Source organism: Ruegeria sp. CH2, from assembly GCF_056537065.1.
The window spans coordinates 117964-141134 of the sequence record NZ_JBQFQV010000009.1 but is presented as its reverse complement, the minus strand read 5'-3'; the positions used below and the strand labels follow the sequence as shown (position 1 = coordinate 141134).

Genomic DNA, 23171 nt, shown 5'->3' with positions numbered 1-23171 from the left:
CGCCTTGTCGTGGGGAGTTCTGCCTCAGTCGACTTCAGCGACAAAGAGTGTTTCAAACTGTCCGTCCTGGTAGACATTCACTACCAGCGGGACCGCAATCTGACGCTTTTGTCCGAAGGAGGTTGTTCCGACGTACCGCATTACGGCGTCGCCCTTCATGAAAGGGTTCGGTGCTTCGAACGTGTCCATCGTGGTCTGGAACGCCTTGACGTCGTCAATGCCCGCCGGGTTGGCGTTCAGAGTCGCCAGAATATACTCCAGCGCATAGACCTTGGTATTCGATTCATCGTTATATTCGCCGAACATGTCAGTGTAACGCTTGACGAATTCCTTCATTTCGTCCGATGCGATTTCAGGCGTCGATGCACCGCCGACCGAGATGAACCCGTTGGCCAGATCGCCCGCACCTTCGCGCAGAACCGTCGCATCCTGCGCGGTCTCGGTCGAGATGATGCCCTGATACCCCAGTTCGCGCGCAGACCGGATCAACTGAGGTGCATTGGCCGGCGAGACGCCGGACAGAACCAGCAAATCAGGCTGCGTGCGCATTACAGGCGTCAGAACCGGGGTAAAATCTGTCGTGTCCACCTGATACGTCACGTTGTCAGACACAACTTCAAGACCCAGCGCATTTGCCGCTGCGATCCCTCCATCCCGCTGGCTCAGCGGATCAGACTCGTTGGCAGCAACAAAGGCCACGCTCTTTACGCCTTTTTCGTCGCGCAGGTATTCGTAAATCGCCGGGCCGGATTGATAGTTCGCAACCATGCCCAAAACCGCATTGGACGCCGGAGCGGTATAAAGCTCTTTCGGGAAGGCATATGGGAAATACATAATCCCTTTTGCTTCGGCAACTGGGCGCACGGCGGCTGCGCCGTCATCCACGTTAGGACCAACCACATAGTGGATCCCTTCCTGTGCCATCTTCTCCATGCCTGCGATTGCGCGCTTGGGGTCTTTCTGGTCATCGAACGAGACGATTTCGATGTCGTATGTGGTATCGCCAATCTTGTAGCCCCCGGATTCGTTGATCCAGTCAGCCCGCGCCTCCATCGAGCGCTGGTTCGAGATGCCCCAGGCCGCTGCCGGACCTGAAGTCACACCAACAAAGCCAATCTTAAGAACCGGGTTTTCCGCCCAGGCGGTGGAGCCCAGAACGGATATGGCCATCGCCAGGGCCGCCGATGATTTCATCAGATTTCTGCGTTTCATTGTTTCCTCCCTATTGAGGTTTGGGCGCCTCTTTTGTGCGCTTGCAAAGGTTATTGAGTCACAGGTCGAATCCCGGTGATGTTGTTAAACTCAGCATTGTTAACAATCTATGTCAACATTTTTAATCAACGGCAGTGTTGATATTGTGAACAAATGCTCAATATATTGTCATTCGGAAGCCGTGCGTCTAATAAAAACGAACATGAATTCCAGCCAAATCGGAACAAGATGACAGACGCCCAACAAAAACTCGACACCGTCCAATCTGATCCGGATGAGCAATTGATCGTCGATCGAATTTATTCCGCGGTTATGGAACAGAAGCTGGCTCCACGAACCAAATTGAGTGAACAAACCTTATGTGAGACCTTTGGCGTTGGTCGCATGCGCGTCCGCCGCGCGTTGTTGTTATTGAGCAGCCAAGGCATTGTTGAACTTCATTCCAACCGCGGTGCCTTTATAGCCTGTCCAAGCCCTGACGAAGCTCGAGAGGTTTTTGAGGCCCGCTTGATGATTGAGTCTGGCATCGTACGTACACTAGCACATGAAAACGGCAGCCTGGGAATCGACGCATTACGGACACATGTCAAAGAAGAAGATAAGGCTCGGGCAGCTAATGATCGAACCGAGATTATTCGGCTCTCAGGTGAGTTTCATGTGGAGCTGGCCAAATGCCACAACAATACGGTACTCACACGCATTGTCCGCGAGCTGGTAACCCGGTCGTCTCTGATCGTGGCATTGTTCGGAACCAACAGAGACTCTTCGTGCCCCGATGATGAGCACGCTTCGATCATTAATGCGATCTTGAGTGGTGATCCAAAATCCGCGGAAGACAACATCCAACACCATCTCCTTCACGTAAAAAACAGTCTGGATCTGGAACAAACCCGAAAGGTTGAACCCGATCTGGCTAAGATACTCACCGGGCGCATGTAATTGGATCTGTTGCAAACTTTTGGAATGACTAGAGTAGCAACTAACCGGACACACCTATCCTGCGATCTCCGCAAATATCTGAAATCCCGACGTCGTAGCGTTGGGGAACTGCTGCTTTCGGATCATGTTTGCGACCTCGATGCCGTCCAGAATAGCCGATGCGGACCTGAACGATTTGAACCCGCACATGTGCCGCACGCAACGCTTGATAAACCGATAATCCTGCTCGGTCAGGTTATTCAAATACTTTGACCTGACTGTTTGAATTTTGGCAGGGCAACCAAACCGATTAAGCATTTTGTTCACCTCTCGAATGCCCGCTGCGTTGGTTCCGCTTTTGTCGATGACGATCTTGCTCGGGATTCCATTTGAAGACAGCGCTTTGGCAAAGAACCTAGCTGCCGCTGGACGGTTCCTCCGCTCAGACAGCATAAAATCAAGGGTATCTGCTGCCTTGTCGACAGCCCTGTAAAGGTACATCCAATTGCTGCGAACACGAACATATGTCTCGTCCATGCGCCAAGAGCTCGGCGTTGGGCGTTTCTTCGATTGCGATCTTGCTGCGATCATCGGTGAATACCTCACGACCCACCTGATGAGAGCGGCATGGTCCACCTGAACGCCGCGTTCTGCCAGGATTTCTTCTAAGTCCCGATACGACACCGTGTAACGCAGGTAGAAGTACACAGCGTACAAAACAGCATCCTTGGGGAAATGACAGCCCTTCAATGAGATCATGCTCAAACAACCTGTTCAAAACTGTTCGACGAGTACAAACCTCAGATCACACATGCGCGTCAACCAGACCCCAGAGTTCGCGACACATCTTTTTGGGTGCTAAGCCAGCGCTGTTGGCATATATTGTAGTTTATGCAAGTGGCTAACACTACATGTGCCTCAAATCACAACCGACTGATCTTCGACTGTAAACATCGCAACGATGCCTGCGCACTAGGTAAGTTTGACGTTCGGCGGGTCGGCAGGGCAAGCGCGACGATCCCGGCGCCACCTGTTTTCGACAGGCCGGAGATATATGCCTAAGCAGATTATGTCCATAATCGATATTTTGAGAAACTTCATACTTGGTGTGACAGCAAGCTTTGATATGCCGGTTACCCCGTTCACGCCATGGCCCGCGCCCTCCGGTTCAGCTTGGACAGTGGATGTACCCGACAATGTCACTCAAGGCCCCTACCCTTTGCGCGGCAAAACAAAAAAGGCGCCGAAACCTTTCCGACGCCTTCACCTGACTTGCTAGTTCGTGATCTTACCCGTGGGTAAGATCATCTTCCTCGGGAAGCGCATCGAGCAGCGCGGCAATTGCTGCCTCCAGTTTGCTTCGATCAACGCGGGTAAAATCCAGATCATACCGCACCTCAATCCTTCCACTAGAAGCAGCACATTTCGCGATCCCTGCCCTGCCCGAAACCTGAAAAGTTGTTTTCGCGCGGCGTGGTTTACCTGCACTAGCGGCTTCCGTCTTCTTCGAGGACACAGCTTCTGGCTCACCTAGAAATGACCTCAGAATTGCGACTTCACGCGCGCCATCCCGATCAGGCTCACTCTTCAGTGCCTCGCTTACCTGGCGAACCAGACCTGGCGTCGCGTCAAATTTGCGCTTTAGCTCAACACCCACGTTTCGCGGAATGTCGTTCGGGTGGGTCAGAACTTTGTCCAGCATCAGCAGCAAACTGGCAAAAGACCGGATATAGCTGCGCTTTGTGTAGCTGGCAGATTTGAACAGCGTGGACACCGCCTTGTCGACATCGGGACAGTCATTCGCAGGGTCTTCGGAATATGCACGGGCGAGGGCGCCCATTTCCGCAAATGAGATATCCTTTCGGATCAGGTTCTCGTCGACCATACGCCGATAACTGTTGTCCAGATCACCCGCATCAGAAATCCCCGCTGGAATTCTGGCATAGGTTTCGTCGCCGGTCTCATCGTACAAAGCACGATAGGCAGACAAACGGCGCATGCCCTGGATCAATTCATACAGCCCGTCCGACCTGCGCTCCAGGCGGATCGGGTTGGACAAGCCGATCTCCCTAATCGAGTCCTTAAGTTCATCCAGTTCTGGATCGGGACCGGGTTTGCGATCTCGCGTCAGCTTTTCCGTTACAACGTCGTTCAGCACCACTCGTTCTGTCACCAAACCTTCAGCTCTCAGCCGCACCAGTTCGTGTGCAAGACGATCGTTTTCTGCACGGATGGATTGCTCTGTCGATTGCTGATCACGCAAAGCGTCGGCATTTTCCGAAATTGCAGCGGCCATTGGGCCACGTCGTTTTTCGAAAACTTTATCCGGCACCTTACCAACAGGAATGTCATCCATAGCCGGTAGATCAATATCGAACATTCTCCGCTTGCGGCTCATGCGTCATCCTCCACCTTGTCCCAAGCCGATAGCATTACGCCCCGGAATTCCTCATACACATTGTCGAAAGTTGAGCGGGCACGCCGCCAGGTTTCGCGGGTCATTTCGCGGTAATCCATTTCGTAGACCGAGCTCAGAAAACGTCCAGACTGCTCCACCGCACGGGTCATTTCCACCGGGTGCTGTGCGACGTGCTCGCCAAATACCTTCTTAAAGGCATCAAACATCGCCAGATGCAGCGCATTGCCCGGTTCATACCGCGTCAACAGGAACCGCAACTCACAGAAGGTTTTGGGCAACCCAATCTTACCCGTGGGTAAGGTCTTGTCGAACCCATAGGCCAGATCTTCCAACGCTTCTGCCAATTGGCCGATGAACGATGTGGTCGAGTCATACTCCCAATATCCGGGCCCAGAAGGGATATAAAGCATGTCTGCGGCAAAGACCGCGTTCATAGACTGGTACCCGATTGCGGGCGGACAATCGAACAGGATAAGGTCATAGGCGTCATCCGGAATCTGATCCAGATACCGGGACACCGCCGCAAAGAAGGACCATTCGGGATTCAGGTGCCGGTACTGGGCCGACGCAAATTCAACAAAGGCTGCGTTCGCACAGGAAGGTATCGCATCGATCGTCGACCAGGAGGTCTTCTTGATGAAATCAGCAATTCGCAGATCGCCCAGGCCCATATCTGTTATCGCCGGCGGCAACTCCCGGCGAGGCAGGGCGGTTCCCGATTCTGCAGCGGCGGGGCGGTTATTCATGCGTTCTGTTTCACGAATGAGGTCACGCGCCATGATCCCCCAAACCGTATAATCTTCGGCCACATCCGTCAGCCCCATCGAATGGCTTAGTGTTGCCTGAGGGTCGAAATCCACCACAAGGACCCGATACCCATCCAGGGCGGCTGCATGGGCAAGATGCAGCGCCACGGTCGACTTTCCCGCGCCACCCTTGAAGTTTGCGACAGCCGCACGAATGGCGCGCTTGCCTTCAGGGCGAGGGGGCATCAGTGACTTGCGATTAATCTTGAGCCGTCGCCGAAGCTCGTTCACCTCTTCCAGGCTGAACCAGCGCTGACGCCCGTCGGGCTCAACTTCTCCACCAGGTAGGGAAGGATCGGCTGCAAGCTTTCCGCGAAAGGTTGACTGGTTCACCCGGAAGATCAGTTCGGACACTTCCCAGCTGGAAAACCGGCGGAGCGTTTTCTCCATCTCAGGGCTAAAGGTCTGCTGGCGAATCCACCCCTGCAACTTGAGGGACTGATTGCGCAATGCGTTCAGGTCTTCGTGCGTGTACATGCCTCGGGTCTCTTAGTTTGGAACGTAAATTTCTGCTCGTTTCCTATTTACGCTTGATTTGCACTTTACGCAAAAGAAATTATGATGAGAGTACGATCTTACCCACGGGTAAGAAAACAAGGCGTAAAAACACCCGAAGCGATTCGACCGCCCCAGTTGGAACAAAAAGATCAAGACAGCCCTATCCAGCCAGTATTTAGGGGGACGGACCGAAGGAAATAACCACATATAGGGGGACACAAAGACCCAATAAGGGGACACACAGAATGACCCCCATCACCAATATTTCACCAAATTTCTTTTCGGTTTTTGAGTTTGATCTGCGCAAGATCTCGCGATGTTCCAGTCTTGGCTTGACAGAATCGAAGCTTTGGACGCTAATTAGGCCAAGATGACGAAAAGCGTTGGCAAACGGCGCGAGATTGGCGGGACACACCCGCCAGAGGCAGACTGAGCGGTGAGAACGGATATGCAGCTTGCGAAACCGGTCGGGCGAAATGCGCCGGCTTTGAAATATGATATACTATCTGCTCTGACCGTTCATGCGCTGTCAGGCGACAAGCACCGACAACGAAGTATTTTGCGTATCATTTCGTTGATTACGACCCGGTATAACTGGCGCAACAACGAATTATCCATTGGGCGGGAAGAAATTTCGCGCCTGTGGGCAGTGAACGAAAGAACCGTAAAGCGCGAAATGTCCAGATTTCGCACATTAGGTTGGGTAACGGTAAAACGGCCCGCTGCGCGGGGTCGTGTAGCCGTGTACGAGATCGATCTGAAACAAATCCTGATTGACACCGAAGAGGTGTGGTCTGTTATCGGATCGGACTTTCAAGCCCGGATGACTGACGTGCCGGAACCCGAAACGAATGTCGTACCCTTTGCAACCAAACCCAGTACCCCTGACAGCCCAGCTGGGGATGTGTGGTCGCAGGCACAGGCGATTCTACACGGTCGCGATCCGGAACTGTGGGCAAGCTGGTTTCAACATCTGTCCGAAGCTGAAAGGGCAGGGGGGCGTGTTGTCCTTATCGCACCGTCACGATTCATGGCCGATTATATTTCGCAGAAGTGGTCGGCGCGACTTCTGGCCGCCTACAGCCGTATTGATCCCAGCATCAGGACGGTTCGCGTGGACGCAGCTGAGTAACTGTCTTCGGCCTTGTTGCCCAATTGTCGAACGTACGTGATCTCATGTTCGGTCCCATCGAGTAGTTTCCGAACAGTCTTCAAGAAGATCAGCAAAGGTCAATTCAAGCCCATATTCCGTCTTTTTCAGCAGTTCAGCCAACTGGCTGGACAATCGTCCCTCCAGCTTCATGTATGCAGATCTCAGAGAAGTTTGCGAAAGAACCTAACTCGACGGTATTGCCAAGTTGTTCACGTTGAATGATCCAGCTATGTCGCGCTAATGAACATCCCAACGATCATGCCACTCCTGAAAGGTTTTCGCTTTCCTCGTGAGATCATTGCTTACGCGGTCTGGGCTTACCATCGCTTTGGGTTGAGCACAGCTGACGTTGAGGATCTGTTGGCTGCTCGGGGCGTGATCGTAAGCCGGGAAGCAGTTCGGCTATGGGTCAATCGCTTCGGTTGACACTTTGTAGATTGTATCAGACGGGATCGTCCATGGCCGAATGACAAGTGGCACATGGACGAAGTCGTAATCATGATCCGTGGCAACAAACACTGGTTGTGGCGGGCGATCGCCGCAAATTGCGACGTGCTCGACATTCTCGTGCAAACGCGCCGAAATGCTAAAGCTGCAAAGCGTTTTTTCAACGGGCCGGTTGCCAAGTTTGGCGAACCCAGGGTCGTCATCACCGACAAATTGCGCAGCTATATCAAACCAATCAAAGTACTGGCACCGGACGCTGACCATCATGCCCACAAAGGTCTGAATAACGCCATCGAAGTGTCGCACCAACCAACCCGCAAACGAGAAAAGATCATGGGCCAGTTCAAGTCTCACCTACAGGTTCAGAGATTTCTCTCAGCGCATGACCAAATCAACCTGGTCTTCCGCCCCAGCCGATATCAACTCACCGCAAACTCATACCACCACGCTCGCACGGACGCATTCAGCCTCTGGGACGAGTACACTGCGGAAATGACCGCTTGATCCTGTCTTCGCCAATACCTCACATGCTCGGGTCATCAACTTGGCAATACCTGTCATTCTGCTCGGCTTCCTGTTTTCGGCGGCGCTAATTTTTTATTAGAACCCTATGCAACCCCTGATTTTCTCAAAACCAGAAAGGTCATCATCCCGATCGGTGGTAGGGCTCTTTGCTCTTCGACAGTTAGCGCTTGCTCTTGTAATACCGTGTCGATTTCGAAGTCAGAATGCCAACCGATTGTGTTAGCGACTGGCGCAAACGCGCGTTCCAAGGTTGCCAGCAGACCTCGCTCTCGTTTGAAATGGTTCGTAATCACCACACTGCCGCCGGGTTTACAGACCCTCACAATTTCCGCCATTACCTTTTCCGGTTCTGGAACGACGGACAGCACATGCATCGCTGCAACCGTATCGAAATGGTTGTCTGGGAAATCAAGCGCGCGGGCATCCATTTGCCTTAGCTCCGCAACGTGGCTCAGGGATAAATCTCTTACCTTGCCGCGTGCTTTTTGCAGCATGTCCTCGCTGAAGTCGATTCCGGTCACCTGAGTCCTGGGTCCGTAATGTTCCAGTGACAGCCCGGTGCCCACGCCAACCTCCAGAACCTTGCCAGGACGTCTGTTGATATAGTCAACCGCATGCTGCCGCCCGACATTGGTGACGGCCCCAAACGTCTTGTCATAGACGGGTGCCCAGCGAGCGTAAGAGGTTTGAACGGCTTTGATGTCCATATCGTATCCCTAACGGTTAGAAGGTGCTTCCCTGTCAATCCACGCCCAGGCGACCATTCCCACATATCCGACACAAAGCGCGATCAGCGTGGCCCAGGCAAAGGTCAGCAGCGCGGCGCCAACAACAGCGACACCGATGAGAAAAAACTTCGCGTTCTCGCGTGAAATCCGCGTGGTTTTAAAAGACCAGGTCGGTATGCGACTGATAAGCAAAAGACCAATGATCACGATGAAGAGGCAAATCAATATACTGGGCAGCGCGGGCGCATCCGCGAAAGCGAAGGACAGATACATTGGCAACATGACCAGCAGCGCCCCTGCAGGGGCCGGAACCCCCTCGAAATAAGCGCTGTCATGTTCGCAGGTCTCGGACTTGCTGCCCACATTGAACCGAGCAAGGCGCATAACGCAGCACACCGCAAAAAACAGCACGGCGAGCCATGCAGCACTGGGTACATCCTGCAAAGCCCAGAAATAGAGAACAAGCGGCGGGGCAACACCGAAGTTCAAGAAATCCGCAAGCGAATCCAGTTCTGCCCCGATTTTGCTGTCACTGCTGAGCAAGCGCGCAATGCGCCCGTCCAACCCATCCAGCACACAAGCGGCTATAATCAACTGCACCGCAAGCTCGTAGTTGCCCTGAACGCCAAATCTGATTGCCGACAGGCCCGCGCAAATGGCTGTTATTGTCAGTGCATTGGGCAGCAAATGAATCAGCGCAAACCCGGTCTCTTCCTGTTCGGATGGTTCTGTCACTGATCCAGCCACCTACTTTTCATTGGGTGTGTGCAAACTGGCAAGGATAGTTTCGCCGGCAATCATCGTTTGCCCGACACGCACCTGCGGCTCCACGCCATCTGGAAGATAAACATCCAGACGGGAACCGAAACGGATCAATCCAAATCGCTCTCCGGTTTGAAGCGCGTTGCCAGGTTTCACAAAGCAGACGATCCGTCTGGCCACTAGGCCGGCAATCTGGACCACAGCCAGGTCCTGACCATTCCTCATTCGAATACGCAGGCTGTTGCGCTCGTTATCGGCACTGGCCTTATCTAGGGATGCGTTGAAAAATTTGCCGGGGCGGTAGGCAACGGCGGTGATCTCACCTTCAATGGGCGTGCGGTTCACATGGCAATTGAAGACGCTCATGAATACACTGACACGAGTGAGGGGCGTGTTTGGCATCCCAAGCTCACTCGGCGGCACTGCCGCTTCGATTAGCGAAACCACCCCATCCGCCGGGCTGACAATCAAGCCTTCCCCTGTCGGTGATACGCGTTCGGGGTCGCGAAAGAAATAGTAGCACCAGACCGTAAGGCCGACGCCAATCCAGCCCAGAATGTCGGACAGGAGAAACAGACCGACCGTGATGGCGGCAAAGATCGCGACAAACCGAATGCCTTCAGGGTGCATCGGTTTGATGAACGTATCGCGCATGCGCATCGTAAGCTTTCCCCGAGGTCAATTGATGGCACTTTCATAAGTGGATTGCTGGGGAACGCAAGTGTAGCGGGTGCAGACGATTCATTATTTCAGATATCTGATCCAAAGGGCTTGATCGTCTGAATCTCCGCGCACTTCGGTAACTTCAGCTGGGTTGAGGCCAAATTCCGCAACCAAGTCTTCGACCTGACCCGATTGGAAGCTATCGAGGCTTCGTACAAGTCCGCCTTCTTCAAATGCGATCAATTCGTGAGATCTGCCGGACCACCGGACGATCCCGCCACAGAGCGTTCTAAGTTCCATATCGACCAGTTCTGCCACCGGGTCGGCAAAGAAATCGCTCCATTTGAGAAATCCTGTACGGTTCTGAAGGTGTAGAGGCCCCCGCTGGCCTCGGTGTGCCATTGTGGGTTTGCAAACAACCTGAATGGAGGCCTGCGCCAGTGCTTAGAAAGGCTGATCAGCATGTTGAACCAACTGGAGGGTCAGATCAAAGAACTGGATGCCGAGATTGCCCGCCGCGCGCGGTCAAATGAAACGGCACACCGCCTTATGACGGTGCCTGGAATTGGTCCGCTCATCGCAACTGCGCTGGTGGCCCTCGCCCCGCCGCCGGAAACGTTCCCGCGAGGACGCGACTTCGCCGCCTGGCTCGGGCTGGTTCCAAGACAGCATTCAACAGGGGGCAAGCAGCGCCTCGGCGCAACGACAAAGATGGGAAAACGTTCGCTCAGGCGGTTACTGATCATCGGTGCCAACAGCGTTGTTATGTGGCGTTCGCGTAAGAGAACAATGGACGGTATGGCATAAGGATCGTGAGACCGGGTCGGGAAAACCAGCTTGCGACAGAGTGCTTTGAGCACGTGGTTTTGAATTGGACCGGTTCCGCTAACACCATAGGGGCCAGCGGCATGTACAAAGGCCGCGCAACAGGCCGAACACATGTCAGTACCCGAACCGATGCAATTACCGGCCAAAATTACCTCTTGCGTTTTGGGCGTCTACACATGTCGCAAACTTAAATGAGATTAGCATAGTCAGTGCTGACGAGCCGATTATCCAGCCAATCAGGCAAACTGTTGAAATGGAGAGAGTCCAGGTGTGAACTGACCTTTGCAGACCATGTTGACCAGTTCGATACCAGCCAAGGCAGATGCTGCTGAAGTGAACGACATGAATCCCAGCGTAGGCCTGATCCTTCGTTTGATGAAACGGGAAGTTTTAGCGCGGTTCATACGAAAAAGTTGGCGGCACACCTGGCAAATTCTTTGTAGCCTTATCGCGATTCGATGTGGATTATGTTAAAGTAACTGCGGCTTTCGTGGACGAAGTTATTATGCTAATACACCTTGTTTTTATAGGTTTTTTGCGGCTTAGGTCTAGCCTCATCGCTATTGTGATGTTCGGACCTGCTATTGTACTGGCGGACGTATCTGATGTCAGACGTACGGCGCTTGTCATAGGAAATTCGCAGTATGAGTACGTTTCGAATATTCCGAACTCGGCAAATGACGCCCGGGATATAGCAGCAGCGCTTGGTCGGATAAGTTTTAATGTGACCGAATTATACGATCTCGACTATCGCCAAATGCGGCTGGCCCTTCGGGATTTTTCCGACAAGGCTGCGACGGCCGACGTGGTATTGGTCTATTTTGCGGGTCATGGCATCGAAATAGACAACACTAATTACCTGATTCCCACCAACGCGGAACTCAAAAGCGACAAGGATGTGGAATTCGAGGCTATACGGCTGGACTCGGTACTAAATTCGGTATCGACGGCGAAAGGTCTCAAACTTGTTCTTATTGACGCCTGCCGAAACAATCCGTTCCTTTCTGATATGGAGCGCACAACCGCGACGCGGTCGATCGGGCGCGGATTGAGCAGTATTGACCCCGGAGGTGTTCTGGTCGGCTATTCTGCGCGCGGTGGAACTTTGGCTTTGGATGGAAAAGGTCGCAACAGCCCATATGCCGAAGCCCTGCTTGAACATATTGAGGTTCCCGGGCTGGAACTTGGGAAATTGTTTCGCAAAGTCCGGGATTCAGTCTTTAAACTTACCGATGGGTACCAAGAGCCCTTCACTTATGGCTCATTGCCAGGGCGGGATATTTTCCTTGTCCCTGCAGCGGCCAAGGTGCCTTCCATTTTAAAAGAAACGCCTGCGCCTGTTGCCGAGTCCTCGCCTGAAGATGAGCGTGAAAAATCTGCCCAACGCGTTCTGCGCGAAGCGTTAAAGTTGGATGATCAAACGGTCAAGTTGGGCGCTTTGAAGATGATCGCGCAGCTCTATCCAAATACACGCGCTGGTCAATATGCGGCTGACGTAGCCGATGTGCTCAGCCGTTCACAACCGATTAAGAACAACGCCAGCGTGCCTACAGAGTCTGCTGCCGCGTCCCAAAGCCCGATCAACACGACGAACCAGGAAAACGTCGCGGGGCAACAACCAGATCCAGCCCTTGTGGCAGAAAAGGATCTTAATCTCAGCCAAAACGACTATCGCAACATTCAACGTGGCCTGAATTTCCTAGGGTATTCAGCCGGGCCTGTTGATGGGATATTCGGTACGCGCTCTCGTGCGGCACTAAAGCAATTTCAGAGCAAAAGCGGTTCGACCAGAACGGGGTATCTGACAGCGCAAAGCCTTGCTGTGTTAAAGAACGTCGCAAAGCCGCCACCCTCGGCGCACAGCGAGGAACAAACGAGCGGCGAAACGCTTGCTGCCTTGCCGAAGACGACCCAAACCGGCGCAGTAGCGAACAGCTACCATGGGGATTACTCAATCGTGGTCAGAAGACGACCCAATCCAAACTACAATGACCCTGAGCTTGCTAAGGATCGGCCCAAAATAGTGTTGCAGATGGTGTACCGGAAGTCGTCCGCCGGGTTTCAGATGATCAGCGCTCAGGATCTGACGGAAGGTGGTGAAAATCGACCAAAACGATTTCGCGCATCGTTATCAGAAAAGGGGCGGTTGCGTATTTCGGGAAATACAGGGTACCTGTTTGGTAAAGTAAGAATTGTCCCCTTCTCGATTACTCAGAGAATTCCTGCAGACTTTTCCAAGGGGCAAACCCTCCACTCCAACCAAGGCCAGTTCGACAAAGCCTTTTTCATGGATGTGACGATAACAAAACGTTGAAACTCACAACACGAAGTATTCGCAGCTACTCGGGTACGCGCCTGTTGAGTTCAACTACTTGAATTTCTGTCTCGCCATCATCGTGAATGAAACTCGCAGCCACTGGCCATCGTCGTTCAGCGTCCACAGTTTTTGCCGTCGCCATGGTCATATAAATGGGACGAAACCCATCGGCATCCGGTGCTAGGGTCTTGGTCCAGCTTTCCAGGCGTGCAGCGACATTTATCGTATCACCGATGACGTTATAATGCATGGATCCGCTGACACCCAGTGTGCCACCGATTGCTTCTCCACTGTTCAGCGCTATCCGTAGCTTGTATGCACGTTGATTTCGAAAAGTGTTATTAAGTGATGCCACGGCTTCGCGCATGGCGTTGGCACAACGTAGTCCGGCCTGCGCGTCCGATTGCCTTTGCTCGTGTGTTTCGCTTGGAATTGGCGCGCCAAACACAACCAGTATGCCGTCTCCTGTATATTTCTCGACAAACCCACCATGCGCGCGAGCGATTTCACCCAGCCGATCAAGAATTCGCGCGATCCACGTCATAAACTCGTCTGCATCCATCGCATTCCCGGCGAGGGTCGACCCTTCAATATCCGCAAGCAGCGCCGTAACATACAGCTGTCGAGATCGGGGCTTTCCACCCGACATTAGATTTTTGCGCTGCTTCCAGATCTCAGCTGACAACTCTTCGGACAGATGAGATGAAAAAACCTGTGCGATCGCGCGTCTTTGGTTGCGCGAAAAGCCTGAGATGATCCCAAAGCCGAAAAGAAACCCGAAAGTCCAGCCCAGCAGAGAAGGCGCGACAGGCATTAACAACGCGAACTGTTGAAACATGGACAACGTAATCGTTAGCAGGACGCCACCTATCCCAGCCAGCAACACCGCATTGCCGGTGACCCTGACGAAAACAGACACGCAGGCACCTAAGAAGACCGAAGCGAGGATGATGAACGCAGGGAACTGACCGTCCAACGCGCGCAGCGGAGAGGCTTGGCCGTTGAAGTAGTCAATCAACTGTTGAACGATGGCGGCATGAATTTCGGCACCAAAGGTAAAATCTGACCCGGTTGATCGGTTGAGTGGTGTTGAAAAGTAATCTTTTACGGAATGACTGGTAACGCCGATTATCACGGCATTTCCCTCAAAGCGATCCAGCCCAGTTTGAGTCAGAATCTCTGCGGCGGGAACACTGCGCGTGATCGGCAATGCATTTTTGTAATCAATGACGATTTGATAGCCTGACGTATCCACGTTGCGGAACAGGTTTGCACCCGGGGCCAAGGGTTCTACAACTGTATCGCCAAACATCAAATAGCGCGGATTGTCGGGAGCGCTTTTCAATGCGGGTTGCCCGGTATGGGTCGCGGCCAGATGCATAGGCAGTGACAGGGAAATACCATCGTGCGTATTTACTAACAACAAGGCGCGTCGGGCAACGCCATCAGGGTCAATTGGAATATCAGCGAACCCAGTGTGCGTGCCCGGCGGCGCTGAAATGCCAGCAGTCTCGCTATCCTGCAATTTCGAGATCACGAAAACTCTGGGATCGCTCAGCACCTCAAGTAAGGCGTCCCGACCTTCACCTGCCGGAACGTCCCTGTAAATGTCGACGCCCACCGTAGTTGCACCAGAGGCGAGCAAGGTGTTTACAATCTGTGCCAATTGCCGATCGGGGACAGGCCAACCCCATTCGCTCAAATCTCGGTCGGTGATGGCAACCAGATAAACGTCTGCTATAGGTTCATCCGCCGCAAAGGCCGATATTGTCCAATCGTATTGGAGAAGCTCAAGTGACTCGAGCATGCCTTTTTTCCGGAGTTCGACCAGAGGCATGCCGACAATCAGTGTAATGACACAGACCAACACCCAGCGTTGCCAAACCGGCATGAGCGATGACGTTCTCTGCCATGCATGCTTTTGACGCTTCGATGTCACTGACCTACGCCAGCTGAGTTCAGCAATTGTTCGAGTTCGGCTGGGTTCGTCGCCTGCACACGGCCGCTGAGGCCTATATCCACAAGTTCAGAGAGCGCATCGAACCACAGACCAGCTGCGGCCGGGGTGTCGGATCTAAATTCTTCCGGCAAACGCTCGATCAATCCTGATGTTCGTTCGACCACCGCGTCGGTGTTTGGATCGAGCAACTCGAGTTGCAAAAGATAAACTCGGTCGGTGTCCAGCACAATATTTGACCTACTCAGGTCCAGACCGTAATCGCCGGGTGGGAAAGGGCCACTGATGTGTAACTCTGTTGCAGTCATCCCGGATGGGCCCAGTTTGACGATTACATTTCCTCGATGGCCGCGAGTTAGCCGCCAGATCAACGGCGGAAAGGCTTGAGTTGTTAGCCCACCGTCTGCTGGAACCAGTAGCAATAGGTCAGAAGCGGCATCCGAAGGTATATTCCGGGTGCCTGCGCCCATTCGATCCTTTGGCGTACCTATTTTGGGAGGAACAAACACAATTTCTGCGGACGTGTCGGTGTTTTTCTCATCGCCGGAAGCCAGCGCAAAACCGCTGAGAAACAGGCCTGCAGCCAGTACGAAGACAAAAACAGCTATTGATACCCAATTCCACGACACAAGACGCCTCTCGAAGAAAACTGCAGGTGTATCCGCTTTTTGAAGGTTTAGCGTAGGCTTGAAACTACGTTGAGTCCAGTTCCTGCTCTGTCTCGCTTCAGCTGATCCTAAGCTCGGTGGTCAGGCAATTTTATGCTAAAATAAGGATCTGTTCGGTTCAGAGTCGAGTCTGTGCTCATGGTTCCTGAAAGCAAATGGCGAAGCGGCGCCTCGTGTTTGTTGGTGGTTTGTTTGCTCTTGATCTTGCCGCTTGCGGCAGAGGCTAAGGGCAAGCGCGTCGCTCTTGTAATAGGTAACTCCGCCTATCAATACGTCCCGGACCTGCGCAATCCGGCCAATGATGCTGAGGATATATCTAAGGCGTTACAGCGCATTGGGTTTGAGGTTACACAGCATCAAAACCTGAGTTACACAGATATGCGCATTGCATTGCGCGACTTTGCCGAAGCCGCAGCCGATGCGGAAGTGGCGCTTGCGTATTTCGCGGGCCACGGAATCGAAATTGAGAACACAAACTATCTGATACCCGTGAATGCCGCGCTAAAAAGTGATCGGGATGTAGAATTTGAAGCCATTCGTCTGGACGCTATCGTGAATGCCATTGCTGGCTCGTCGGCTCTAAGTATCGTGATTGTTGACGCATGCCGAAACAACCCGTTTTTGGCCCAGATGAAAAAGGCCTCGAGCACTCGTTCAATCGGGCGCGGTCTGGCCGCGGTTGAACCAAGAGGAGTCGTGGTCGGATACGCGGCCCGAGGTGGGACTCTGGCGCAGGATGGCGACGGCCGGAACAGCCCTTACGCGCAGGCGTTTCTGGAACATGTTGAAGAACCGGGAGTGGAACTTGGTAAACTGTTCCGCAAGGTGCGCGACCGCGTGGTCGCACTGACCGACGGGTATCAGGAGCCTTTTGTCTATGGCTCACTACCGGGCGAGGACATATTTTTGGTCCCCAAGGTAGAACAGGCTGCATTACCCTTCCCTGACCTTCAGGAGTCTGACGAACCAGTCTTGCAGCCGCAGGTAACTCAGAAAAACGCGCTGGCCGCAGCTATGAAGGTGAACACAGTCAGGGGGTGGGATTTGGTCGCCAGATCCTATCGCGCTGCAACGTTATCCGAGCCCGAAATACTGAAGCGGATGGCCCAGATCACACCTGCCTGGACCAGAAAAAGCGGGCGGCTCGATGAGATAGAAGCCGCGCTCTTGCCGGGCCCTGCTCAGAAGAAGGAAGTACAACAAAGTCTTAACAACTCAGGCTTCGACGTCGGTACACCTGACGGAGTTTTCGGACCGCGGACCCGATCAGGCATCAAGGCGCTTCAGGCCAACGTCGGGTTAGAACCAACCGGATATGCCGATCTTGCTGTCCTGTCCGGCTTGGGGATCAGACCGCTGGCGGATGATGGCGCGAGTTTTATCAGCAATCCCTTTGCTGTCCGACAGGATATATCCGAGCTGGAAGTGTTAGGTGAATCCGAAGAGGTCACGCAAATTCTTGGCTGTTTGGGCCTGCGTAAAAGCGTCTATGGTACGTTTCGCGGAAACCTATATATTGCGCTGGTTTATTCAGGCAGTGTGCAGAGTGCGCGCAGCGAGGCGCAAAAATGTGGCTTGGATTTGGCCGCAATAACATCGGCTGCAGAGAATGCGTTCATCGTCCGGATGATTTCAAGTGACCCGGCTTTCTTTGAATTGGGATACGACAGCAAAACGAAAATCAGCTACAAGGCCGGACCCTATTTCGGGTTCAGAAAGGACCCCAAAGAAGACGGTGCCATCATCGGATGGCGATGGTTCAGCGGAGAACCCGTGAGCTACACCAACTGGTTGCCATCCAAGCCAAACAAAACCCACGGCAAAGGCAGAAAATCATTTGCCCAATTTCAGTACGAAGCGCGAGGACGGCGCGACCTTGACGATGTGACCCCAACAAAATGGTTCGATGGCTCTGGATGGAATGCGCGTTCCGTGGTCTTGGAAGCTTCTCTGAAATAACGCGCTCTGCCCAAAGGGTTTCAGCGAAGCTATGTTTTTTATGAGGATACGCTGGCAATCGGATCGGCATATTCGATTCAATCAGGTTATGTGGTAATGTTCAGGCGTCTCAACTTGTTCCGATCGGGGGCAGTTTGTTTAACAGTTCATTTCAATATCCTTTCAGGACATTCTTATGGCTGATAGGCTTTGCGATTTGGTTCTCGGTTTCGCATGTTGCGCACGCGGACACCAAACGGGTCGCATTGGTGATTGGAAATGCCGAGTATCAACATGTCGCCAATCTTCCAAATGCAGGCAATGATGCCTCGGATCTGGCCAAAGCCTTGCAACGGATCGGTTTCACGGTTTGGCACAATCAGAATCTAGATTACCGTGGTCTCCGCATTGCGTTGCGCGACTTTGGTCGAGCGGCGAAAGATGCGGATATGGCCATCATCTATTTTGCGGGTCACGGGATTGAGATCGAAAACACAAACTACCTTATTCCTGTAAACTCAGAACTGCGCAGCGATCAAGATATCGAATTTGAAGCGATACGGTTGGACTCCGTCGTTAGTTCCTTGTCGGGTGCCGATGGGTTAAAGGTCGTTTTGATCGATGCGTGCCGGAACAACCCATTCCTGAGCACGATGGAAAGAAATGGCGGCACACGCTCCATCGGTCGCGGATTGGGTCGTATTGACCCCAGCGGAGTATTAGTAAGCTACGCAGCCAAGGGTGGAACGTTGGCTCTTGATGGAGAGGGGCGTAACAGCCCGTATGCCACAGCGCTGCTAAAGCACATCGAAGAGCCTGGGCTGGAACTAGGTAAAATGTTCCGCAAGGTCCGCGACACCGTATTTAAGTTGACAGATGGGTTTCAGGAACCTTTCACCTACGGTTCTTTACCAAGCCAAGATATCTACCTAGTTCCGGTGGCAGCGCCCATGCCGCCGGAAGCCAAGCGTGTCGGGTCTGACAACCGTGAAATCTACGCTGACTTTGAGTTGGCTCGTTCACTCGGAACGCTGGATGCAATTGAGTCCTTTCTAAACCGTTATCAGGAACAGAATGATCACTTTGCGGTAACGCTCGCCCTTTCGCTTCGGGATGATCTGCGTGAGAAGGCAAGGCAACAAGCTGCTCCTGACGACAACCCCAGAACGAACGACACGGAAGTCGCCGTTGTGGCTCCGCCGGACAATCCGACTGAGGAAGCACAGACACGCAGCCTAGTCCGTGACATTCAGAGCGAATTGAACCGCGTCGGATGCAGCGCGGGCGCGGCGGACGGCGTTGCAGGTCCTCGCACTAGAGCGGCATATACCAGATACCGGAACGCCCGAAAAAACCTAGGGCTTCCGGCGGAAGGTCTGAACCAACAACAGACCCTCATTGCGCTTAAGAAAGAACCGGGTCGCGTTTGCAAGGAAGTTGCGGTTGCTGTAGGTTTAGACGGTGATTACGTCATCTCCATTCGGCGTAGATGGGATGATGACTATTGGCAGACTGCAACGCGCGGCGACGAATCCTACTACCCCGGAAAAATCGAACCACTCGCGTCATTGCGGATCAATCGGAAAGGCAGCAAACTGACTCTGGTGTCCGCCCAAGCGTTTACCGGAGGCGGTCCGTGGTTCAAGGATTTCCAGGGGTCATTGGATGACAACGGTCAACTGAAACTCCGTTTCACCCTAAGCTCACATTTTGGTCCACCGGTGACGCCCTACAAGGTTCGAATTGATGTAAAATTGCCTCAAGGACTGCAACCCGACCGACGCCTCGTGTATGAGCCACGACGTATCGACGGTCAGTTTTTCCTGAATTTCCTGGTTAGGCGTGCGAACTAGCTTCCAACGGAATTCCCAAGATGACGGGGGTCGACAAGAGCGGCATGATTACCAAGCTGCGTGCCGTTTGCGCCAAAGTTGCAGAGACCGATTTCCTCTACTTCGAAGTCGGCCATCGGCTTGAGAGCCGTTGAAAATAGGATTTCCACTAAATCAACTGAAGTAGCTGCATGTTGTTGTAGAATTCCGTACCCTGCCATGAGGTCGGTGATATCGGAAGGTGGTGGGCGGGATCACAGCGAACGGCAGCTATGCGGGCTGCACCACCAGCATTCGGCTTCGACGCAAAAGGTCCGGTATGGGCCGCTCACAAACTTCTCGATCTAGATGTGGAATATTGAGATATTCCCTGCCAAATCGACCTGAAGACGTCGAGTCACACAATCAGCATGCCGCCTTACATAGCCTCCAACGTATGGGCGAGGCCATTTCTGATGTGATCTTCCAACAGTTTCTTGGCTGTATCAGCGTCTTTGGCCAGCGCGGCATCGAACATGCGTTTGTGTTCTTGGGCTGCAACCTCACCTCGGTAGGTCAGTACGAGCATCTGATAACGAAGGTACTTGTCATAAATGATTGAGTGAAGGGATAAGAGGTTCTTGGAATTACAGGCTGCAATCATCGCTTGATGAAACTCTGAATCGTACCTCTTCCAGGTTTCCTTTTCAGAGTCATCTCCCTTGAGAAGCCGTTGCTCCATCAAATGCAGCTTATGATGCGCAGCGACCAGGTTGCCTTCCCAGTCCGTGTCGCCATTCGCAATGGACAACTCCAACGCGTGGCATTCCAGCAGAACGCGCAGTTCTGAAATCTCGGTCAGGTCTTCTCGTGAAACTGGCGTGACCAGGAAACCCCGTTGCTCAGGAGCTTCGACAAATCCGTCGCTGGCGAGCCTGTTCAGCGTTTCACGAAGTGTCGAAAGGCTTGCCGAATAGCGTTCCTTCAAGGCGTCCAGCTTCAGTTTGGAGCCGGGCTGCAGCTCCCCGAAGATGATGTCCCGCTTGATGCGCTGATAGGTGCTTGCACCTATCGTAGACGGCTGTTTCGCCATGCGTTTCACCCGATATTTTTAGTTTCCTCGTTCAATTAGCATTTTTTTGAGACATCAGCAATCCAAACTGATGTATGGTATAAATAATAATATCATACATTATTGCGGAATCGCGAAAACCCCAATACGGTCGTGGCCAAATTGGGCAAGGCAGCCTGATCGCAATCAACGGTTTCGGGATTTTCCGGACCCTCCGGAAGGAAGCAAAGTGTCTAAGAACTTTCGCATTGCCATTGTCGGCATTGGTCTTGTTGGACGCCGCCACGCAGACGCTATCCGAGCGTTGCGCCATGTTGATCTCGTTGCGGTAGTCGACCCCAGTGATGAAGGTCGTGCTTACGCCGTTGAGCACGGGGTCGCATGTTACGAGACCCTCGAGAAAATGTTTGCAAATCAGACGCCAGACGGAGCTGTTCTTGCGACCCCGACCACGCTTCATGTTGAACAAGGCCTCACGTGTGTTCGACACGGTTGTCCTGTTCTTGTCGAAAAACCGATCGCCGTAGAAGCCACCGCTGCACTTGAGCTTGTTCAAGCTGCGGAGAAGGCCAATGTGCCACTGATGGTCGGTCATCATCGCAGACACAATCCTTTGATCAGGTCGGCTAAGGAAGCAATTGTCGATGGAAAGATTGGAAATGTGCGCGCTGTCCATGCGAATTGCTGGTTCTATAAGCCAGACGAGTATTTTGATACTGCGCCCTGGAGAAAGAAACCCGGTGCAGGGCCCATCTCGGTCAATCTTGTCCACGATGTGGATCTGCTGAGGTACCTGGCCGGAGAAGTTGTGACCGTACAGGCTCAGTCGGCTGCATCGCAGCGGGGCTACGACAACGAAGATGTTGCTGGTGCGCTGTTGACATTTGAAAGCGGGGCGATAGGGACCATAAGTGTGTCCGACAGCATCGTTGCTCCATGGAGCTGGGAGATGACGTCTCAGGAATATCCAATCTATCCTTCGACCACAGAGAGTAGCTATATGATCGGTGGCTCTCATGGTTCGTTGTCCGTTCCCGATCTTCGCCTGTGGAGTTACCAGAGTGAGCAACGGGACTGGTGGACGCCTATCTCATCGACCGCGCTGAAGAAGGGTGCGTCTGACCCTTTGGTCAATCAGCTCAGGCACTTTATTGAAGTAGCCCGGCACGAAGCAGTGCCGATTGTGTCTGGATGGGAAGGTTTCAGAACGCTTCAAGTTATTGAAGCTATTCAGAATTCTTGCAGAACAGGTGAAACGGTCAGGATCAAAAACTTACAAAAAACACCAATGGTAGATATGACAGTAGTATAAAATATCAGATATTTTGCAAAAAATCTTGCAAAATTTCCAAAATAGGGCAAAACTCTGAATCGCAAAAAAGAAGCATCATGATGTCTCAGGGAGGAGCAAAGTGATTACCAAACTTACCCGCCGGGCTGCTGTATCAGCCCTTGTTGCAACCGGTGTTCTGTTTGGCGCGACAAGCGGTGCGCTGGCGGAAGACAAAGTGCAACTTCGCCTCGCAACATCAGGATCGGAGACCGACCAGCGCTCGGTCGCTATGGCCGAAGTTTTCGCGCCGATGGTCGCTGATTTTGCAAGCTACGAGCCCAGCTATAATGGAACCATCTTTGCCCAAGGCACCGAGTTGGATGCCATCAGCCGGGGTAACCTGGAAATGTCGATCACCTCGGCGCAGGAACTGGCACAGTTCTTCCCCGAGTTTTCGATCTTTACCGCAGGTTATGTCCACCAGGACGCCGCGCATCAGGTGGCTGTCTTCAACGATCCCTTGATGGATGCCTTTAAGCAGAAGGCCGAAGAAGAATTAGGCGTCAAACTGCTGTCGGTCATGTATCTGGGCCGTCGTCAGGTGAACCTGCGCCAGCCCAAGGATGAGCTGACAGTCACGACACCCGCAGATTTGGAAGGCGTGAATCTGCGGATGCCGGGCACCGACGCATGGCAGTTCCTTGGCAAGGCGCTGGGTGCCGCGCCGACACCGATGGCCTTCTCCGAAGTCTATACCGCGCTGTCGACCGGTGCCGTTGACGGGCAGGATAACCCGTTGCCGACCGTCGTCGACGCCAAGTTCTATGAAGTGACCAATCAGATCGTCCTGACATCGCATCTGGTCGACCTGAACTATATCGCCATCGGCAAAGAGGTTTGGGACGGGCTGACACCGGAACAGCAAGCCAAGGTTCAGGAAGCTGCGGACGCAGCAGCTGAATCAGGCCGCCAGAAGCAGCTTCAGAAAGAAGAGGATCTTGTCAGCTTCCTGAAAGAGCAGGGCATGGAGATTTACGAACCCGATCTCGCTGCGTTCCGCGATCAGGTACAGTCTATGTATCTGGACAGCGAATTCGCTGGCTCATGGCCCGAAGGCGTTCTGGATCAGATCAACGCTCTGGGCAACTGAACCCAGTAAGACAGGGGAGGGAGAAC

At 53.1% G+C, this 23171-nt stretch carries 18 protein-coding genes and 3 pseudogenes; 9 read left to right on the top strand and 12 right to left on the bottom strand.

The window, feature by feature from the left end; translation table 11 throughout:
• Positions 1-24: 24 nt before the first annotated feature.
• The gene (locus ACR0M9_RS13650; RefSeq protein ID WP_480773861.1) at positions 25-1212 is read right to left on the bottom strand and encodes an ABC transporter substrate-binding protein; all 1188 of its coding nucleotides are present in this window, start codon (positions 1210-1212) and stop codon (positions 25-27) included.
• Positions 1213-1440: 228 nt separating this feature from the next.
• Here ACR0M9_RS13650 and ACR0M9_RS13645 point away from each other — a divergent pair, with 228 nt between their 5' ends.
• The gene (locus ACR0M9_RS13645) at positions 1441-2151 is read left to right on the top strand and encodes a GntR family transcriptional regulator (RefSeq protein ID WP_480773860.1); all 711 of its coding nucleotides are present in this window, start codon (positions 1441-1443) and stop codon (positions 2149-2151) included.
• Between the two features lie 54 nt (positions 2152-2205).
• Here the strand turns inward: ACR0M9_RS13645 and ACR0M9_RS13640 are convergent, their stop codons facing one another.
• From ACR0M9_RS13640 to ACR0M9_RS13630, 3 genes are all read right to left on the bottom strand, one after another.
• On the bottom strand, positions 2206-2889 hold the full coding sequence (locus tag ACR0M9_RS13640) for an IS6 family transposase (RefSeq protein WP_480773859.1): 684 nt from the start codon (positions 2887-2889) through the stop codon (positions 2206-2208).
• 529 nt (positions 2890-3418) lie between these two features.
• On the bottom strand, positions 3419-4528 hold the full coding sequence (locus tag ACR0M9_RS13635) for a ParB/RepB/Spo0J family partition protein (RefSeq protein ID WP_480558978.1): 1110 nt from the start codon (positions 4526-4528) through the stop codon (positions 3419-3421).
• Positions 4525-5832 carry an AAA family ATPase gene (locus ACR0M9_RS13630; protein WP_480483587.1) on the bottom strand — a complete coding sequence of 436 codons (1308 nt, stop codon included), beginning with the start codon at positions 5830-5832 and terminating at the stop codon, positions 4525-4527. Before ACR0M9_RS13630 ends, ACR0M9_RS13635 begins: the two co-directional genes overlap by 4 nt.
• 763 nt (positions 5833-6595) lie before the next feature.
• Here ACR0M9_RS13630 and ACR0M9_RS13625 point away from each other — a divergent pair.
• Positions 6596-6985, top strand: a complete 390-nt coding sequence (locus tag ACR0M9_RS13625) for a DnaA N-terminal domain-containing protein (protein ID WP_480773858.1) — start codon at positions 6596-6598, stop codon at positions 6983-6985.
• A 261-nt stretch (positions 6986-7246) separates the two neighbouring features.
• Positions 7247-7957 (top strand): annotated as a pseudogene (locus tag ACR0M9_RS13620) (IS6 family transposase).
• Positions 7958-8061: 104 nt separating this feature from the next.
• On the opposite strand, the gene ACR0M9_RS13615 reads toward ACR0M9_RS13620, so the two are convergent.
• From ACR0M9_RS13615 to ACR0M9_RS13600, 4 genes are all read right to left on the bottom strand, one after another.
• Positions 8062-8685: a class I SAM-dependent methyltransferase gene (locus tag ACR0M9_RS13615; protein WP_480773857.1), complete on the bottom strand. Its 624-nt coding sequence runs from the start codon at positions 8683-8685 to the stop codon at positions 8062-8064.
• Between the two features lie 9 nt (positions 8686-8694).
• Positions 8695-9441: a CDP-diacylglycerol--serine O-phosphatidyltransferase gene (pssA, locus tag ACR0M9_RS13610; protein WP_480773856.1), complete on the bottom strand. Its 747-nt coding sequence runs from the start codon at positions 9439-9441 to the stop codon at positions 8695-8697.
• A 12-nt stretch (positions 9442-9453) separates the two neighbouring features.
• Positions 9454-10128 (bottom strand): phosphatidylserine decarboxylase, encoded by a 675-nt coding sequence (locus tag ACR0M9_RS13605; RefSeq protein WP_480773855.1) that lies wholly within the window; start codon positions 10126-10128, stop codon positions 9454-9456.
• 84 nt (positions 10129-10212) lie between these two features.
• Positions 10213-10533, bottom strand: coding sequence for a hypothetical protein (locus tag ACR0M9_RS13600; RefSeq protein ID WP_480483592.1), 321 nt, complete (start codon positions 10531-10533; stop codon positions 10213-10215).
• Positions 10534-10596: 63 nt separating this feature from the next.
• Between ACR0M9_RS13600 and ACR0M9_RS13595 the strand changes: the two are divergent.
• Positions 10597-10905 (top strand): annotated as a pseudogene (locus tag ACR0M9_RS13595) (transposase); the annotation flags it as partial.
• A 290-nt stretch (positions 10906-11195) separates the two neighbouring features.
• Here ACR0M9_RS13595 and ACR0M9_RS13590 read toward each other — a convergent pair.
• Positions 11196-11342 (bottom strand): annotated as a pseudogene (locus tag ACR0M9_RS13590) (IS6 family transposase); the annotation flags it as partial.
• Between the two features lie 77 nt (positions 11343-11419).
• On the opposite strand from ACR0M9_RS13590, the gene ACR0M9_RS13585 reads away from it, so the two are divergent.
• On the top strand, positions 11420-13273 hold the full coding sequence (locus tag ACR0M9_RS13585) for a caspase family protein (protein WP_480773854.1): 1854 nt from the start codon (positions 11420-11422) through the stop codon (positions 13271-13273).
• Positions 13274-13298: 25 nt separating this feature from the next.
• Here the strand turns inward: ACR0M9_RS13585 and ACR0M9_RS13580 are convergent, their stop codons facing one another.
• Together ACR0M9_RS13580 and ACR0M9_RS13575 are read right to left on the bottom strand one after the other, a co-directional pair.
• Positions 13299-15215 (bottom strand): CHASE2 domain-containing protein, encoded by a 1917-nt coding sequence (locus ACR0M9_RS13580; RefSeq protein WP_480773853.1) that lies wholly within the window; start codon positions 15213-15215, stop codon positions 13299-13301.
• Positions 15212-15862 (bottom strand): DUF928 domain-containing protein, encoded by a 651-nt coding sequence (locus tag ACR0M9_RS13575; protein WP_480483581.1) that lies wholly within the window; start codon positions 15860-15862, stop codon positions 15212-15214. The genes ACR0M9_RS13580 and ACR0M9_RS13575 overlap by 4 nt, the downstream gene beginning before the upstream one ends.
• Before the next feature lie 222 nt (positions 15863-16084).
• Here ACR0M9_RS13575 and ACR0M9_RS13570 point away from each other — a divergent pair, with 222 nt between their 5' ends.
• Complete coding sequence (locus ACR0M9_RS13570; protein ID WP_480539165.1) at positions 16085-17860, top strand: caspase family protein; 1776 nt, start codon at positions 16085-16087, stop codon at positions 17858-17860.
• 134 nt (positions 17861-17994) lie between these two features.
• Positions 17995-19692 (top strand): caspase family protein, encoded by a 1698-nt coding sequence (locus tag ACR0M9_RS13565; protein ID WP_480773852.1) that lies wholly within the window; start codon positions 17995-17997, stop codon positions 19690-19692.
• Positions 19693-20089: 397 nt separating this feature from the next.
• Here ACR0M9_RS13565 and ACR0M9_RS13560 read toward each other — a convergent pair whose 3' ends face one another.
• A complete protein-coding gene (locus tag ACR0M9_RS13560) occupies positions 20090-20743 on the bottom strand; it encodes a GntR family transcriptional regulator (RefSeq protein ID WP_209506749.1) in 654 nt (217 codons plus the stop codon).
• Between the two features lie 208 nt (positions 20744-20951).
• Here ACR0M9_RS13560 and ACR0M9_RS13555 point away from each other — a divergent pair, with 208 nt between their 5' ends.
• A complete protein-coding gene (locus ACR0M9_RS13555) occupies positions 20952-22034 on the top strand; it encodes a Gfo/Idh/MocA family protein (RefSeq protein ID WP_480483578.1) in 1083 nt (360 codons plus the stop codon).
• A gap of 100 nt (positions 22035-22134) precedes the next feature.
• Entirely contained in the window at positions 22135-23145 is a 1011-nt protein-coding gene (locus tag ACR0M9_RS13550) for a sialic acid TRAP transporter substrate-binding protein SiaP (protein ID WP_480483577.1), read from the top strand.
• The last annotated feature ends 26 nt before the right edge of the window (positions 23146-23171 follow it).

What these genes read in the sequence shown, in the direction of transcription:
- ACR0M9_RS13650 (WP_480773861.1), bottom strand. Translation starts at nt 1,212, where the DNA reads ATGAAACGCAGAAATCTGATGAAATCATCGGCGGCCCTGGCGATGGCC.
- ACR0M9_RS13645 (WP_480773860.1), top strand. Translation starts at nt 1,441, where the DNA reads ATGACAGACGCCCAACAAAAACTCGACACCGTCCAATCTGATCCGGAT.
- ACR0M9_RS13640 (WP_480773859.1), bottom strand. Translation starts at nt 2,889, where the DNA reads ATGATCTCATTGAAGGGCTGTCATTTCCCCAAGGATGCTGTTTTGTAC.
- ACR0M9_RS13635 (WP_480558978.1), bottom strand. Translation starts at nt 4,528, where the DNA reads ATGAGCCGCAAGCGGAGAATGTTCGATATTGATCTACCGGCTATGGAT.
- ACR0M9_RS13630 (WP_480483587.1), bottom strand. Translation starts at nt 5,832, where the DNA reads ATGTACACGCACGAAGACCTGAACGCATTGCGCAATCAGTCCCTCAAG.
- ACR0M9_RS13615 (WP_480773857.1), bottom strand. Translation starts at nt 8,685, where the DNA reads ATGGACATCAAAGCCGTTCAAACCTCTTACGCTCGCTGGGCACCCGTC.
- ACR0M9_RS13605 (WP_480773855.1), bottom strand. Translation starts at nt 10,128, where the DNA reads ATGCGCATGCGCGATACGTTCATCAAACCGATGCACCCTGAAGGCATT.
- ACR0M9_RS13600 (WP_480483592.1), bottom strand. Translation starts at nt 10,533, where the DNA reads ATGGCACACCGAGGCCAGCGGGGGCCTCTACACCTTCAGAACCGTACA.
- ACR0M9_RS13560 (WP_209506749.1), bottom strand. Translation starts at nt 20,743, where the DNA reads ATGGCGAAACAGCCGTCTACGATAGGTGCAAGCACCTATCAGCGCATC.